Genomic DNA, 16,879 nt, shown 5'->3' with positions numbered 1-16,879 from the left:
AGTCCAACAATATTTTCGAGATAAACAAGTCAAACAAGAATTCACAAAACCTGCAACACCCCAACAAGATGCGCACATCGAAGCCTACCATTCCATCATGGAAAGCTCTGTATGTCAGAGGTTTGAATTTGACGATTTGAAGCAAGCTCGAGAAACATTGGAGGAATTTAGAAGTTTTTATAATTTCGAGAGAATACATGGAGGAATCAACTTTCAAAGCCCTTACAAGTATTTGCTCAAACATAACATTGACATGAAAAATTTAACTCAAAATAAGACAAAAATCTGTGCTTGAAGTCTCTAACTTTCTATCATTTACGTGTCCAATAATTAGCGGTTAGCACAGATTCCTTTGGGAATTTTTAGATGTTTCATGTAGGTCAATAAAGTTGCTTCAAAAATAGGGTGAATTTCTAAAACAGCCTTATTTTCTACTAGTACCAAGTCCTCGACCAGAATATCGTACCTCAGCTCGCAATCGAGCAAAATTTCTTTGTAAGGTACTTGAATTATCTGTTGGCTTTTGGTACGTAAACCACGAAGCGAAAGTTCATGAATCAATGCTTTCTCATAATTACTTTCTAACAAGCCTGGGCCAAGGACTTTATGAACTTCAATTGCCGCTCCAATGATTTCGTAGGATAGGTCATTAATTGCCTTTTTTGTTATCATTAGTATTCATGTTTCTACATAGACAGAGTTTTGCACTATTGGATACATGATTTTAGTATTCTTTTACCTTATAGTCACATAAATATTGCTGTATGTTTATTTTTTTACCACATAGAAACATAGAAGTTGCTATGTGGCCCTATGTGTAAATCCTATATATCTATGTGTTTAAATTTTTTCTTACCACATAGAAACATAGAAGTTGTCACAATAGAAATCATAGGAGTTGCTATGTGACCCTATGTGTAAATCCTATGTACCTATGTGTTTAAATTTTTTTACCACATAGAAACATAGAAGTTGTCACAATAGAAATCATAGATTAAAACGAATTCAAAAACATGTTTACGATCGATACAATCCCTTTTGGCATTTTCACGGTTAAAAATCGTCGCAAAAAAGTAGCAACAATCATTGGCTCTCAGGTAGTTGACATAGCAGCATTGGCAAATTTGGGATATTTTAAAGACCTTAAAATCCCTAAATCTGTTTTTACCAAAGAATACCTCAATGAGTTTATCGCATTGGGAAAAAATAAAACCAATGCCGTACGAACTCGACTTCAGGAAGTTTTAGCGCAGCCTCAACAACTCCCTACTTCTGTTTTCTACAACGAAACAGATGTACAACTTCACTTACCCGTCAAGATTGGAGATTACACTGATTTTTATTCCTCCGAACAACATGCCACTAACGTTGGGATGATGTTTCGTGACCCTGCAAATGCCCTGCTTCCCAATTGGAAACACCTTCCTGTTGCGTACCACGGCCGAGCTAGTTCCATCGCCGTTTCGGGCACCAATTTTCATCGCCCCAAAGGACAACTTTGTCCCGACGAAAGCCAACCTCCTTTTTTCTCGCCCACTAAACGGCTTGACATTGAACTGGAGATGGCAACCGTCATCGGCAAATCAAATTCATTGGGCGAGTCTGTCGATGTGAACGAAGCTGAAGAGTATATCTTTGGATTTCAACTGTTTAACGACTGGTCGGCCCGTGATATTCAGAAATGGGAATACGTTCCTTTAGGCCCTTTTTTGGCCAAAAACTTTTTTTCATCCGTTTCTCCGTGGGTGATTCCCATCAAAGCCCTAGCACCTTTTAAAGTTCCAGTCGCCCCCCAAACGCCTACCGTGTTGCCCTATTTGCAAGAGGAAAATCGCCATTTATTTGATGTGGAGTTGGAAGTATATCTTCAAACCGCCGCTGGAACGGAGACAAAAATTTGTCATTCCAACTTTAAAAACCTCTATTGGAGCGTGTCCCAGCAGATTGCCCATCATACGGTCAATGGATGTAACTTGAACGTCGGCGACTTACTCGCATCGGGGACGATTTCGGGCAAAGAACCCGAAAGTTTTGGCTCATTGTTAGAACTAACCTGGGGTGGCAAAAATCCCATTCTTTTACCAGATGGCACTGAACGACGCTTTTTGGAGGACTATGACACCATCATTATTCGTGGTTATGCCGAAAAAGACGGGATTCGGGTGGATTTTGGAGAAGTTAGAAATACGGTGCTGCCTGCTGTTTAAACCAGACCTTCCGAGCTTTAGAAACTTGGAAGGTCTTCTCAGTAAGCGTCAGAGACGCAAAACCTTATTGGCCCCAAATCATAGTTTGGGGCCTACTCAATCAACTTACAGTATTATTTGACTGTCAAAACTACTCGCTGGTAACGGGTAAGTGCTGGCAAACCATTATCTTCTGCTTCGACGATGATGTGAATGGTTTCCCCTTTTTTAGCCGCTGCTGGAATCGTAATTTCAGCATTATTTCCATTTTGGGTGATTACAGTTTCTTCTTTACAAGTGCCCACTTCTTTGTATTGCCAAAATTTAAGCGAAACGTTGTTTCTATCGGGATCGAAAGTAGTTGGTTTTAACACAATTTTCTGCCCACGAGTAACTGATAACTGTTTACTGGCAACTGACACCTTCGGAGCATGATTGGCATTTTTGAAATCTTTGATACACCAATCAGCCCGTGCGGCAAAGTCGTTTTGAATCGCTGGAATCCAACGAGTTTGGGCAAATGCCTTATCCATTTGTTTGGTGAATGGGTTATAGTCAGAGGCTGCATCTCCATCTTCCCAGCGGCTCGGCGTAACCGTAGATTGCACCAAACGCCCGCCCCAACCACCATCTTGTGGATTTTCGAGGTTATTCAAACCCACATTTACCAAGTGTAAAAACGCTGGAGAATCGCCTTCCGAAATAAAATCATACTGCCCAAAACTTCCCCATTGGTTCTTTTTGGCTTTTTCCATGCTACTATAAATATCCTCAATTTCACCCAAAGGAGGATTACCATCGCCGTAGCTATAATATTTTTTCAACAATGGCCCGTGGTTATTGATAATGTCGCCCATAAACTTACCCTCTAAATATGGGTGAAGCTGCTCAGGCACAGCTCTTTTCCAAAAGTAGGCAAAACTCCAAAATTGGTTTGAATTATAATACACCTTGATGTCTTTCCAATTTGGTTCGATGTATTTTTTGTACGTGGCATCTTGGTCAAGAATCGCGTAAAGAATGGCTTTTTGGCAAACTTTGCTATAAATTTTATTCCATTGTGGGGTATTTTTATAGGTATCTTCAATGCTTTTTAAGGCGCGAGCAATGGTGTTTGTCCCTCCCCATACTTGTAAGTAAAGCGGTGTCGTGTCATCATCCAACAACTTAGCTTTAATAAAGTCTGACCCTGGGGTGTCTTTGGCCATTTCTCCCTCAAAATCAATGTTTCCGATGCGGATTCTGTCTCTTAAATATTGGTGCGTCGGAAAGTCTTTCGAGTGTTTGATGAGGTTTGGATATACTTTGCCGTAAGCGTCCACCAAATCATAAATCCACTGTTCGCCTGGCCAACGGAGTTCGGTACGTTCGCCGTACATCTTTTTGGTCATTTCCATTTCGGACGTAAACTTCGTCCCTTTGCCATCGCCTTTGTAATGCCATTGTGAACTACTGACAATCAAACCTTCCACCTTATATTCATTGGAATAAAGCAACATTCGGATAAACGAATCCACATCGTCCAGTTCTCCGTCGGTGGTGACGATGGTACGCGGTTTGGAAGTTTGGGCAAAACCTATATTCGCCACCCAAATACAAATAACACACAAGAGCAAGATGTTTTTTCTCATCGATTTTTTTGTTTTTGTTATTTTTTCTTTCTTTTACTTAAAGAATTATTTCGCTCATTTTCTCTACTTACTTTATCCACGCCCAGCGTTTTGCCCAATCTGATAGATAAGCTTCACGGTATTTGGAAATGGTTCGTGCCCCTTGTTGTTCCCCTAAAAACAAGGCAGGGTTTGGTAAATCACTGTACCAATTTTTACCCAGTGGATAATCCTGTTTATTGGGTTTGCCAGGCCAAGGCACTGTGCTGACGTACGCCCCCTTTTGTCCGTCTAATTCCTTGATTGGGCTGTGGAGTACGTAATTTCCAACTTCAGGTTTTTTCGACGAATAACGTACTGCATACACGCCATTCCCTAAATAATACCCAGGCCATTGTTGATTCTGCGCTTCCAACGTAAAACAAGTTGAATCTTTAGCAATAGGCAAGGCAGGCCCTTTGAAGCGCCATTCTATAATTCCGTAGGCTGGAATGGTGTCGGCAATGGTGGTATTTCGTTCAAAAATAGCTCTTGAACTTCGGCGAATGGGAACAAATTTCCCTCCCCAACTTTCCCCCTCAGGGTTTAGTGGGTTTCCAAACATTAAGTAGGCCAAAGAAGGTGTATCTCCCATTTTAACGTGGCCTTTATAATGATTAACAAAATCAGCACCCATTGCCCCGTGACCTTTCACAAAGTACTCATAATAAGCACCCCCACTCATATTTTTGGGGGCTTTTTCGTCTTCCATAAACCAACCTCGGTAGGTCGCATTGGCCTCAATCATCCACAGGTTGGGATGGTGTGACACGATGTAGGAATACGCATTTACACTCCATTTTTTGTTGGGGCCACCAATCCAATACACCTTTATTTTCTGTTCAATTTCGGGGGCGTCGTGCAGCGCTTGCGCAAGGTCTTCTAAACCACCCCATACCAGCACCCAAAGCGGTTGTTTGCTTTTCTTTTTGGCACATTTCACAATCCACTCCGACCCTTCCGTTGAACTCGAATAGCCTTTGTATGGTGCTTCTGGAATGGTTCCTTGCTTACAAACTTGACGCAGTTGGTCGGGCGTTGCTAAGTTTTTATTGTGAGCCACCAATTGAGAAAAATCCTTTTCGTACAGGTCAATCATATCCAACAAATCTTTCTTTCTTCCTTTTCCAAACGGCGATGAAATTAGTCCTTCAATTTGGAACAAATCAGAATACATCATCAAGTGAATCATCGACTGATTGTCGTCAGGGTCGGTTCCACCAATGTCGGTGCTGACAATAATGCGTGGCTTTTCTTTGGGCTGGGCCCATGCAAGTCCAAAAAAGCTTGTTCCAAAAAGAAACAAAAGCAGTATAAAAGTGCGCATCAAATTATCTTTTAACAGTATTTTTTTGAAATAATACGCAATTATACACACAAAAAAGAAGATTATCGAAAATAATAATAAATTTTCGATAATCTTCTAACTTATTGCACCCTTCCTTTTTCATCGTCGGCCGCATTATCGTTGTGTCGTCGCTTGCGGGCAAAAGCATCCTTTCCAAAGCGATACGAAAAAGCAACTCCTATTCGCTGGGTGTCTGATTCATTGGTCTGAAAAAACTGAGCTTGCTTGATACCGACCGAGCGGTTGTGACGTATCCACGAGTGAAATATATCATCAACGGTAAGTCGAAGGCTGGCTTTATCTTTCCAAATTTTCTTCTGAACTGCCACCCACACTCGGTACATGCCAGCGGTATATGCCTGCCCGTTGAGGTCTGAACTTGCATAATAGCCCGACAAATCGGCGCTCCATCCTTTGGCAAATCGAAATTGGTTATAAACCTCAAACCGCGCGATGTAAGCCGTTAGATCCAATTTTTCGGTATAACTCATCCCATTGAGGCCCAGTTTCGATAATCGCAACGTGTAAATCAAATTCCACCATTTGGTTGGCGAAGCAGACACGGTGGTGTTCAGCAACAGCATAGAACCCTTGGCAACGTTGTTGGGGCGAGTAATAAAAATCGTGTCCACAGCCTCTGTCGTTTGAAAAATAAGATTGGTAAAATGATTGTAACTCAACCCCATTTGTAGCCAATGTTTGTGTTGAAATTTCAACTCAAAGCGGTTTTGGTACTGGGGCAATAGCAACGGATTGCCAGCGGTATAAGAATATTGGTCTCTAAAAAACACAAACGGATTAAACGACTGGTAATCGGGGCGATTTATTCGACGAGAAAAACTCAAATTCAACGAATTTCTGTTCAAACTATCCAGTTTATAGTTGACAAAAACCGCAGGAAACAGCTTTGTATAATTTTTGGTAAACGTACTTCCTTTCACCGCTTCATTGCCTAATTGATTGCCCCACGCTTGGGTCGTTTCGGCGCGTAGCCCAAGCTGCACTCCCACCCGTTTCCACTCTTTTCGGGTATTTAGGTAGGCTGCATGGATGTTTTCGCGGTACTTAAAATGATTCGATTTCGTGTTGTCGATGCGTTGGGTTAGGCCAATGACGTCAAAATAATCCGAGCGATTGTCGTTATCAATCACACTCGATTTGACACCCGCTTCCCAACTACCTTTGTTTTTGAAGGGATGGATATAATCCACTTTCGCGGTATAGATTTTGATTTTACTGGGTACGAGGTACAGAAATTCTTCGCTATCGTTCAACGTACCTTCGGGCCAATAACTAAAATTCCGAACCCGTTGGTTGCCATTAGAAAGATAATTAAGATAGTTCAAGTCCGCCATCAATTCGCGGCCTTTGGTGTTAAATTTATGCTGAAAATTGAGGTTAGCACCCACGTTTTTTCTTTTGTCGTTAATTCCAGTTACCCCATTCCCTACTGCGTCCAGCAAGCGGGCAGCATTGTAGTTATTGCTTTGATAATCAGTCACTGAACTTCGATTTCCACCGTTCAAGTTCAACAAAAACCCGTAGGTATTTTTTGCACTTGCGGTATAATCTACTCCCAAAATAGCATTCAGGCTTTTGGCATTCGTAACCGCATTGTTAAGCAATTCAACATTAGAAAGTTGCTGCCCCACTGCCGAGTAAAAGCGTCGGTCAAATACATCTAGGTTATAGTTTTTTTCACGGTTGGCTCCCAAATTGGCAAACACATTCAACTTTTTATGATTGTAGTTCAGGTTCATTGCGCCATTGTTTCTTCCATAAACTCCTTGGCTAGAAGCAATTGAAACGCTTCCCATAAACCCACCTACTCGGTTCTTTTTCAAACGAATATTAATGATGGCGTTGCCCGCTGCATCATATTTTGACGACGGATTGTCCATCAATTCAATTTTATCCAACAAGCCTCCTGGCAGTGATTTGAGGTACGCCGCCAAATCTTGCCCCGACATATACGTAGCCCGACCGTCAATCAGCACCAAAATGCCGCTTTTTCCGTTGAGGCTAATCTCCCCGTTCATCCCGATGGTCACCCCAGGTGTTTTTTCCAGTACTTCCAAAGTGTTGCTCGTAGCGCTGCTAATCATGGATTCGACGTTGACAATCGTCTTGTCAATATCTTGTTCAATCAACGGGCGTTTGGCCTTGACGACTACTTCTTTCAATTCGATGTTTTTGGCGGGTAAAAGCACGATAATAGGCAATACTAGGGTAGTTCGAGCATCGTCCAGCGTCAATATCGTACTCATAAAAAGCTTTTGCCCCATGGCCGTAATGGCCAGTAGGTAAGCACCATTGGGTAGTTTATTGAACTGAAATTTACCGTCTGAATTGGTAATTTCTCCCAAAATCATGGTCGAATCCGAGGCTTTTAAAAGTTTTACCGTAGCTCCAGGAATGGTTTCATTCTGGGTGTCTTTTACCGTTCCACTGATGTTTCTGGAAGCCGTTTGGGCGAAGAGCGTAAATGACAAAAAGGTCAATAACAAAATGGCTGCTGGTTTCATGTAGGTGTTTTTTAAGCGTTGGTCAATTTTGACGAAGCAAATTTGCGTTGGCAGTTTTGCGCGCTAAAAAAAACCTGTCGTATCTTGCCAAAAGTCTGACAGAATACTGATTTTGGGTGTCGAACTGGTTGGTGGTCTTCCACAAGGTTTCCGTCAGCGTTTTGGAAGTGTTCGTCCTGAAAATAACCTTGCATTTCCCGAATTATTCAACTTTGCTGCCAGTTCAATCAACACACGTAAACAGTACGCCCATGAGTACTCCACAAAATCACTGGCTAACCTCTTTTTTCGGGAAACAGCTCTATATTTACCTATCGCTTCTTTTCAGCGTTCCTTCATTTTTGATGATTGAAATCTACGTCAGAAACGTGGGAGTTCACGAAGATGAAGCCACGGCCTCAGCCATTACTTTTTTATTTATTATAGGCGTATTTGCGGGAAGGCATCTTTCTCAACTCTGGATTTCTTTCAAAAAACCCATTGATAATGAATACGTTATTGCAATGATTTTGTTGATTATTGGGTGTATTGTCGCGGTATTTGTCCTTCCTTTTCAGGGAAATAGACTCATCAAATTTTTATTTTGGATTCCGCTCGTATTTATCCCGTTGCTTTTGGGTGGTTTGATTAAAATAGTTAGGCACAATGTTCAATTTCAATTGCGCGAAGCCCAAACGTCGGCCGCCCACAGTAAAAGTGAATTGCAGCTACTACAATCGCAGCTAAGTCCCCATTTTTTGTTCAATACACTCAATAATTTGTACGGATTATCGATTACCCAGCACGAAAAAATCCCGCCACTTTTATTAAAATTGGCCGATTTGTTGCGGTATTCGGTCTATGACACCAAAGAAGTATTTGTCCCGTTGAAAGACGAACTGACCTACATCAACAATTACATTGATTTTGAGAAAATACGCATTGGCGAACGGCTAATGCTCACCAGCACATTCGAGTCACTTCCTAGCCCCGACATCAAAATCGCCCCCATGTTGCTGATTGTATTTATCGAAAATGCCTTTAAACACTCCAAAAACACTGCTGAAGAACATATTTTTGTAGAAATCACCCTCAAAACCTGGGCAGATTCAATTCTATTCTCCGTAAAAAATTCATTTAGTCTGCCGCAAGAAGGCGAAAATGTGATTGACAAACACAGCGGTTTTGGTCTGGCAAGTATTAGAAAACGACTAGAATTGCTTTACCCAAACGAACATGAGTTAAGAATTGAAGAAGAAGAGGGTTTTTATCAAATCATGTTGCGACTGAAGATGAAGTAAATGATGAGCGATGAGTTAGGAGATATGAGTAATTTTCGATTTCTTACCTCCTAATTTTTACTTCCTAATTCAACTATGCCCCAAATGAACTGCCTAATTGTTGACGATGAGCCCATTGCGCGAGAAATCATCAAAGCATATTGCAGCCACTTACCCTTTTTGACAGTTGTGGCAGCTTGTGGCAATGCTTTGGAAGCAAAGTCGATGTTACAAACTCAACAAATCGACCTCCTGTTTTTGGACATCAATATGCCCGTCTTAAATGGCATTTCATTTTTAAAAACCTTAAAAAATCCACCACAAGTCATTTTTACGACGGCCTACAAAGAATATGCCGTCGATGCGTTCGATTTGGCCGCTTGTGACTATTTGCTAAAACCTTTCTCACTCGAACGCTTTATTGTGGCAGTGGACAAAGCATTGGACAAAAGCCCCCTAAGCCGCACGGCGTCGCAGTGGCGCACCACCCCTCCCAATGGGGGAAACCTTTCTTACGACAGGCAAGAAGATTATTTATTTCTGAAAGCAGATGGCAAAATTTTCAAAATCATGCACGACGACTTGCTGTTTGCAGAAGCGCAGGGGAATTACACGAAGGTTGTCACCACGCAACATACGCTGCTTCCAAGTATGACTTTTTCAAGTTTTGAGGAATTACTTCCGTCAACGCATTTTTTACGGGTGCATCGTTCGTTTTTGATTAATAAAGCTAGAATCACCCACATCGAGGGAAACCGCGTTTTTATCCAGTCCCATGAGGTACCCATTGGTAGTAGTTACCGCGAAGGATTTCTAAAAAGTCTGGGACTTTGAATGAACGGCCTCCAACCGCTTATTACTCCTCGAAGGAAAAGTATAATTTTTCAGGTCTGGGCTTATTTTATCCAACATTTTTTGCTTTTTTTACATAGAACGTCTTTCGACGGTTTCTTGTCAACCCACTGTTAACTTCTTAACTTTTCGTTGCTGGCTATGTCAATAAAAGTTGCTATTTCCCACAAAACCAAGTACATCTTCGACCGTAGCGTAAGCCTTTCTCCTCACGTATTTCGGTTACGGCCAGCGCCCCATTCACGGACGCCCATCGAAGGGTATTCTTTCAAAATTTCGCCAAAGAACCACTTTATCAATTGGCAACAAGACCCTTTTGGCAACTACCAAGCGCGGGTTGTTTTTCCCGAAAAAACCACTGAGTTAAGCGTCGAAGTAGAGGTCATTGCCCGAATGCAGGTCATCAACCCCTTCGATTTTTTTGTGGAAGAGTACGCCACAAAATTCCCATTTAAGTACGACGACCTTTTGAGCAAAGAACTACTCCCCTATTTAGAAGCGCGCGAGTCAGGGTCATTGCTGGTCGATTGGATTGAGCAAAACAAAATCACGACCGATATAAACACCGTTGACTATTTGGTACACCTAAATCAGCGGATTTTTAGCGACTTGTTTTACAATGTACGCATGGAGCCTGGCGTGCAAACTTGCGAAGAAACCCTCACCAAACGCAGCGGTTCTTGCCGCGATTCGGCTTGGTTGTTCGTGCAAGTGCTTCGTCATTTAGGAATTGCAGCGAGGTTTGTATCTGGCTATTTGGTGCAGCTGACTTCTGATGTCAAATCGCTGGATGGGCCTTCAGGACCTGAAAAAGATTTTACCGATTTGCACGCTTGGGTAGAAGCCTACATTCCTGGGGCAGGCTGGATTGGGCTAGACCCTACTTCGGGGCTGTTTGCCAGTGAAGGACACATTCCGCTTTGCTGTACGCCAGACTTTGCAAGTGCCGCTCCAGTGACGGGGGCCACTGACGTTTGTGAGGTTTCGTTTGAATTTGACAACCAAGTGTTTCGGATTCACGAAGACCCTCGGGTCACTAAACCCTACAGCGAGGCGCAATGGGAAGCCATTATGCAAGTCGGAAATGTTGTCGAAAAAGACTTACAAGACGGCGACGTACGGCTCACAATGGGCGGAGAACCTACCTTTGTTTCGATTGACGATTACGAATCGCCCGAATGGAATTCCGCGGCCGACGGCCCGCTCAAGCGAAAACTGGCGTACGACTTGGCTTTGCGCTTAAAAAATCGCTTTGCCCACGGTGGTTTGTTACATTTCGGACAAGGAAAATGGTACCCAGGCGAATTATTTCCGCGCTGGCAATATGCACTTTACTGGCGGAAAGATGGCTTGCCAATCTGGAAAAATGATGCGCTAGTAGCCAAAGAAAATGAAACAAATTATACGTTTGAAGATGCCCATATTTTTGCCCAAGAGCTAACAAAGTACCTGGGAATCAACCCTCAAAATCTAAAACCAACTTACGAAGACCCGATTTATTGGGCGTTAGAAGAAGGCAAACTGCCCGTCAATCTTGACCCACTTGAAGTGAATCTAAAAGATTCACTTCAGCGGCAAACAATGGCTAAAATTTTTGAAAAAGGCTTAAACAACCCTACTGGTTACGTGTTGCCCCTCAAATGGCTGTATGAAACCAACGCTTGGACGAGCTGTCTGTGGGAATTTAGAAGAAAACATGTCTTTTTAATTCCTGGAAACTCTCCCGCTGGTTTGCGTTTGCCTTTAGAATCTTTGCCTAAGGTTGCAAAAAGCAAAAAAGAGCCAATCGTAGAACGGAGTCCATTTGAAGAATTGGATGACTTAGGAACACACCATGCCGCTGCTGAAAAAAGATACGGAGCCATTGCACCTGATTATCAACTACCTACCTCTTCCAAAAACGAGTCGGAAGATGAAGAAGATAAATCCATTCTTTTTGAATTGAATACTTTCACAACGGCCCTGTCGGTAGAAGAAAGAGATGGAATCATTTACGTTTTTTTACCCCCAACCGATTATTTGGAGCACTACCTCGATTTGGTAGCTTCGGTAGAAGTAACGGCCGAGAAACTACAAATGCCTGTGCGAATTGAAGGCTATACACCGCCTTCGGACTACCGTATCCAAAAATTGATGGTTACGCCTGACCCAGGGGTAATTGAAGTGAATATTCACCCCTCTAAAACTTGGCAAGAACTTGTTGACAACACAACTGCCCTCTACGAAGAAGCCTTTCTAGCACGCCTTGGCACCGACAAATTTATGGTGGACGGCCGTCATACAGGCACGGGCGGTGGCAACCACGTGACCATTGGTGGCGCCAAACCTGCCGATAGCCCCGTGCTTCGTCGGCCAGATTTGCTGCGTAGTTTGCTTACCTACTGGCAGCATCACCCCGCGTTGAGTTATTTGTTTGCGGGGCCATTTATTGGCCCTACCAGCCAAGCACCACGTTTCGACGAAGGCCGCGATGAGCGTTTGTACGAAGTTGAAATTGCATTCGACCAAATCCCTGAAAACGAAGATGTTCCGTTTTGGATGGTGGACAGGATATTTAGAAACCTGTTGGTGGACATCACAGGCAACACCCACCGTACCGAATTTTGCATTGATAAACTGTACTCGCCCGACTCTTCTACGGGACGCTTGGGGATTCTCGAATTTAGGGCATTTGATATGCCTCCCCACAAGCACATGAACTTGGTGCAAAACCTCTTGGTGCGGGCGTTGATTGCCAAATTTTGGAAACAACCTTACAAGAAAAAACTCATTCGCTGGGGCACCGAGCTACACGACCGCTTCTTGTTACCTCACTTTGCTTACCTCGACATGGTGGATGTCGTAAATGACTTAAAAGACGCAGGCTATCACTTCGACATTTCGTGGTTTGATGCCTTCTTTGAGTTCCGTTTCCCGCATTATGGTAATATTTCGGTAGGGAATATCCAACTCGATTTGCGACTGGGCATTGAGCCTTGGCACGTCTTGGGTGAAGAACTTTCCAGCGCTGGCACGGCTCGTTTTGTCGATTCGTCGCTCGAACGCCTTCAAGTCAAAGTAAGTGGTTTTGTTGAAGAACGTCACATCCTGATTTGTAATGGCTGCCGTGTGCCGTTGCGCAGCACAGGCGTGAAGGGAGAATACGTCTCGGGTATTCGGTACAAAGCCTGGAACCCTCCGTCGGCGCTGCATCCTACAGTTGGTGTGGACGCCCCCTTGGTATTCGACATTGTGGATACTTGGAATAACCGCGTGCTGGGAGGTTGTACGTATTTTGTCACTCACCCTGGCGGCCGTAGCTTCGATACCTATCCTGTCAATAGTTATGAGGCCGAATCGCGGCGAATTAGTCGTTTCTGGGATTTTGGGCATACGCCTTCTGCCAAGCAAGACGCCATCGAAGTCATCACAAACCAAGGCGCTTCGGTTTCGCGTTTTATGGCCGAGAATAAAAAAGACCTCAAAATTGACACCCCTATTGAACTTATCAATCCTGAATACCCAACGACGCTCGACTTACGCCGTTTTTGGCGAGCGCGTTAGTAAAAACGTTTTTCTAAATACCCTATTTGATGCTGACTGATACCCAAACTAGCCTCCTCCAATCGTATCGACGCGAAATAAGTACGTATGATGAAGTTATTGGGGCCGATGGGCTGGTGAAGCCACATTGGAACAAACTTTTCGCATCTTTAGAAAAAATAGGGTTAAAAGAACTTGACTATCGTAACCAAGAAATAATCAACAGGTTACGAGAAAATGGCGTTACGTACAATGTCTATGAAAGTGCCGATGGGCTCAATCACCCTTGGCAGCTTGACCCCATCCCTTTTTTAATTGAACAAAAAGAATGGGAGCAAATTACGCTAGGTTTGAAACAACGGGCGCAGGTCTTGGACTTGGTGCTGCGGGACATATATGGCCCGCAACGCCTTGTCCGCGAAGGCATTCTTCCACCCGAGCTCATTTTTGACAACACAGGATTTTTCCGCCCTTGTTTTGACGTAAAACTTCCTTCTGAAAACCAGCTATTACTCTACGCCGCCGACGTCGCGCGCGGCCCCGACCGTCGTATGTGGTTGGTTGACAACCGTACCCAAGCGCCTTCTGGGGCTGGGTATGCCCTCGAAAACCGCCGAATTATGAGCAAGCTTCTTCCCGAACTCACGGAAGGGATGTACGTTGGGCGCTTGTTTCCTTTTTTTAATACCATTCACCAAACAATTCTCAGCCTCGCTCCTCACACCAAAGAGAACCCCAATGTGGTGTATCTTACCCCTGGGCCAAACAATGAAACGTACTTTGAACATGCCTATTTGGCCTCTTACCTTGGCTATACTTTGGCGCAAGGTGATGACTTGGTGGTGAGGGATGGCTACGTATGGTTAAAATCTTTGGAAGGGCTGGAGAAAGTGGATGTTATCATTCGGCGGGTTGATGATGATTGGTCTGACCCCCTCGAGCTCCGCGAAGATTCTCGACTTGGAGTGCCAGGTTTGCTGCATTCTATTCGCTCAGGGAAAGTCGCTGTCATCAACCCTCCTGGCGTCAGTGCGCTTGAAAACAGCGCTTTATTGTCCTTTATGCAATCTTGTTCCAAGTTTTTCTTGCAACAAGACCTGCTCATGCCCTCCATTGCGACTTGGTGGTGTGGGCAGCAAAAGGAACTAGGGTATGTGTTGGACAATTTGCACCGACTTATCATCAAAAAAGCCAATCGAAAACAAAAGTTTCGGTCGGTTTATGGCAAAACATTGTCCAAAGAAGCATTAGCACAGCTTCGGCTCGAAATCCTTAAAACGCCCCACGAATACGTTGCGCAGGAGGAGGTAAGCCTGTCCACTACGCCGTCGTTGGTCAATGGAAAAATAGAACCCCGCTTGGCGTCTTTGCGGGCTTATATGGTCTCCAACGGCTCTGATTATTGCATGTTGCAGGGTGGCCTGACGCGTAGTTCGGCCGAAAAAGACCGCTACGTTATTTCTAATCAGTACGGAGGTATTTCAAAAGATACGTGGATTGTTTCGGATACGGTGGCCGAAACGCCAAGTCGGATGACCAACACGGTCAAAAATACCGCCACGCCACACAGTACATTGCCAAGCCGAAGTGCCGAAAATTTATTTTGGGCAGGGCGTTATGCCGAGCGAACCATGTCGCTCACGAAGTTCCTTCGGATTGTTATCAGCGCCATCAACGAGAACGTCGATTTTCGCGGGTCGTTTAAGTTGGAATACATCGACATATTACTCAAATCGACCACGCACCTTACCCTCTCCTACCCAGGGTTTACGGACGAGAAAAACGACCAAATTCGCGAAAATCCTTACAAAGAACTGGGGGAATTGGTAAAAAACAGTCAAAAATCAGGAACTGTCGCCTCCAACGTCCAGTCATTTTTAAATAGTGCCTTGGCCGTAAGCGACCGCTGGAATCATGATACACGTCGGGTTATAACGCTGTTGGAAAATAGCTTGAAGAAAACCAAGAGTTTGGACATTCATAACCACAATTCCGTTCAAAATTTATTGGACAAGCTCCACGGCCGGGTATTTACGTTTTACGGAACCCTATCTGAATCAATGCCCCGCGACCATGCCTATCACCTCTTTGAAGCAGGCAAATTGGTGGAGCGACTTCTGGCCAAAATCAGTGTATTACGTTCATGTTTTAGTTTCAAAAATGACGTTAATACCGAGAACGAACTGATAGAAGCCGTATTGACAAATCATTACTTATTGGTACATTACCGTCAGCTGTACAAAAGTAGTTTTAACCTCGAAACCATGCTTGATATGGTGTTGATGGACGACAAAATTCCGTATTCGATTGCCTACCAGCTCGATTTGTTGGCACAATGTCTGGCCCAACTACCCAAAGTTTCGCCAACTATCCGTTTAAACAAAGCGGAGAAAGCCGTGCTAGAAGCAGCAACACAAATGAAATTAGCGGATGTTTCGCGGCTTGTTTTGGGTTCTCCCAACAAGCCTTTCCGAAAAGATTTTGACCAGCTGTTGTCGCGCGTGGGCAACCTCATCTCCTCCGTCACGGTGAGCCTCACCGACACCTATTTTACCCATACCTTTATTCAGTCTGTCTTGGTAGAAAAATCTGTAAACGACGCTACTAATGAGGTATAAACTTACCCACCGAACCAAGTACAACTATTTTGGGTCTGTCTCTACCTATCATAGTTTGGTATGCCTGCAACCACGCCAACTTGAGGCGCAAATTTGTCGCCACTTTGAATTACGGATTTCACCTGCTCCAGCCGAGATAGTCACCCGAACCGACTTTTTTGGCAATACGCTCCATTATTTTTCAATTGACGTTGCTCACAAAGAATTGATTGTGATTGCCGAAAGCGATGTAGAAAGTTTTGCCAAAGAACCTGTCAACGAGCACCTTTCGATGACCTGCCAAGCAGCCAAAGAACACATTTGGGGTACGCGCGCCTTGAAGGTGGACTTGCTTCAATACCTACTTCCTAGTCATTTCATTGCTTGGGACGACGAAATTACTGACTTTGCGCAACGCTTTTTTCTGTTTGACAAACCACTTTACGCCTGCGTCAAAGACCTTTGTCACGCTATTTTTACAGAATTTAAGTTTGATTCTAATTTTACGACCGTTCAAACGCCCCTGCAAACGGTGCTCAAAGAAAAACGAGGCGTTTGTCAGGATTTTTCACATTTGGCCATTGCCAGTTTACGAAGCATGGGTTTTCCTGCGCGTTATGTGAGTGGTTATCTAGAAACCCTACCGCCTCCTGGCAAAAAGAAGCTTCAAGGTTCGGATGCTTCCCATGCTTGGGTATCGGTCTATATTCCGCCTTTTGGCTGGTGCGAATTTGACCCTACCAACGACATGATTCCGCAAGAACGCCACATTGTGACAGCCTATGGTCGCGATTACAGCGACATTGCTCCCCTAAAAGGTATTATTTTTAGTTCGGGACGGCACACATTATCGGTAGCCGTTGACGTCATTCCAAAAGGTCGATAAATAATTGGGTCAAACATCATTTTTTGATTTATCCCAATAACCCTATCTTTGACCC

At 43.8% G+C, this 16,879-nt stretch carries 11 protein-coding genes; 7 read left to right on the top strand and 4 right to left on the bottom strand.

Annotation, left to right across the window (positions count from 1 at the left end; genetic code table 11):
* The coding region (locus K339_RS0108255) for an integrase core domain-containing protein (RefSeq protein WP_028523186.1) at positions 1-295 on the top strand (295 nt) is incomplete at its 5' end.
* 35 nt (positions 296-330) lie between these two features.
* Here the strand turns inward: K339_RS0108255 and K339_RS32965 are convergent.
* Positions 331-672, bottom strand: coding sequence for a GxxExxY protein (locus K339_RS32965; protein WP_051397881.1), 342 nt, complete (start codon positions 670-672; stop codon positions 331-333).
* A gap of 341 nt (positions 673-1,013) precedes the next feature.
* On the opposite strand from K339_RS32965, the gene fahA reads away from it, so the two are divergent.
* The gene (fahA, locus tag K339_RS0108245) at positions 1,014-2,207 is read left to right on the top strand and encodes a fumarylacetoacetase (RefSeq protein ID WP_028523185.1); all 1,194 of its coding nucleotides are present in this window, start codon (positions 1,014-1,016) and stop codon (positions 2,205-2,207) included.
* A 113-nt stretch (positions 2,208-2,320) separates the two neighbouring features.
* On the opposite strand, the gene K339_RS0108240 is transcribed toward fahA, so the two are convergent.
* From K339_RS0108240 to K339_RS0108230, 3 genes are all read right to left on the bottom strand, one after another.
* Positions 2,321-3,817, bottom strand: a complete 1,497-nt coding sequence (locus K339_RS0108240) for a DUF1593 domain-containing protein (RefSeq protein ID WP_028523184.1) — start codon at positions 3,815-3,817, stop codon at positions 2,321-2,323.
* A 67-nt stretch (positions 3,818-3,884) separates the two neighbouring features.
* Positions 3,885-5,162, bottom strand: a complete 1,278-nt coding sequence (locus tag K339_RS0108235) for a nucleoside hydrolase-like domain-containing protein (RefSeq protein ID WP_037299680.1) — start codon at positions 5,160-5,162, stop codon at positions 3,885-3,887.
* A gap of 101 nt (positions 5,163-5,263) precedes the next feature.
* Positions 5,264-7,708, bottom strand: coding sequence for an outer membrane beta-barrel protein (locus K339_RS0108230; protein ID WP_028523182.1), 2,445 nt, complete (start codon positions 7,706-7,708; stop codon positions 5,264-5,266).
* Positions 7,709-7,959: 251 nt separating this feature from the next.
* Here K339_RS0108230 and K339_RS32955 point away from each other — a divergent pair, with 251 nt between their 5' ends.
* From K339_RS32955 to K339_RS0108200, 5 genes are all read left to right on the top strand, one after another.
* The gene (locus K339_RS32955; RefSeq protein WP_157607523.1) at positions 7,960-8,988 is read left to right on the top strand and encodes a sensor histidine kinase; all 1,029 of its coding nucleotides are present in this window, start codon (positions 7,960-7,962) and stop codon (positions 8,986-8,988) included.
* Between the two features lie 84 nt (positions 8,989-9,072).
* Positions 9,073-9,801 carry a LytR/AlgR family response regulator transcription factor gene (locus K339_RS0108215; RefSeq protein WP_229598714.1) on the top strand — a complete coding sequence of 243 codons (729 nt, stop codon included), beginning with the start codon at positions 9,073-9,075 and terminating at the stop codon, positions 9,799-9,801.
* Between the two features lie 159 nt (positions 9,802-9,960).
* Positions 9,961-13,362, top strand: a complete 3,402-nt coding sequence (locus K339_RS0108210; RefSeq protein WP_028523179.1) for a transglutaminase family protein — start codon at positions 9,961-9,963, stop codon at positions 13,360-13,362.
* A gap of 29 nt (positions 13,363-13,391) precedes the next feature.
* A complete protein-coding gene (locus tag K339_RS0108205) occupies positions 13,392-15,959 on the top strand; it encodes a circularly permuted type 2 ATP-grasp protein (RefSeq protein ID WP_028523178.1) in 2,568 nt (855 codons plus the stop codon).
* Positions 15,949-16,824, top strand: coding sequence for a transglutaminase family protein (locus K339_RS0108200; RefSeq protein ID WP_028523177.1), 876 nt, complete (start codon positions 15,949-15,951; stop codon positions 16,822-16,824). The genes K339_RS0108205 and K339_RS0108200 overlap by 11 nt, the downstream gene beginning before the upstream one ends.
* The last annotated feature ends 55 nt before the right edge of the window (positions 16,825-16,879 follow it).

This window comes from Runella limosa DSM 17973, from assembly GCF_000482465.1.
Classification (GTDB): domain Bacteria; phylum Bacteroidota; class Bacteroidia; order Cytophagales; family Spirosomataceae; genus Runella; species Runella limosa.
Note: the sequence above shows the minus strand (reverse complement) of the source record. Positions and strands in the feature narration are given on the sequence as shown.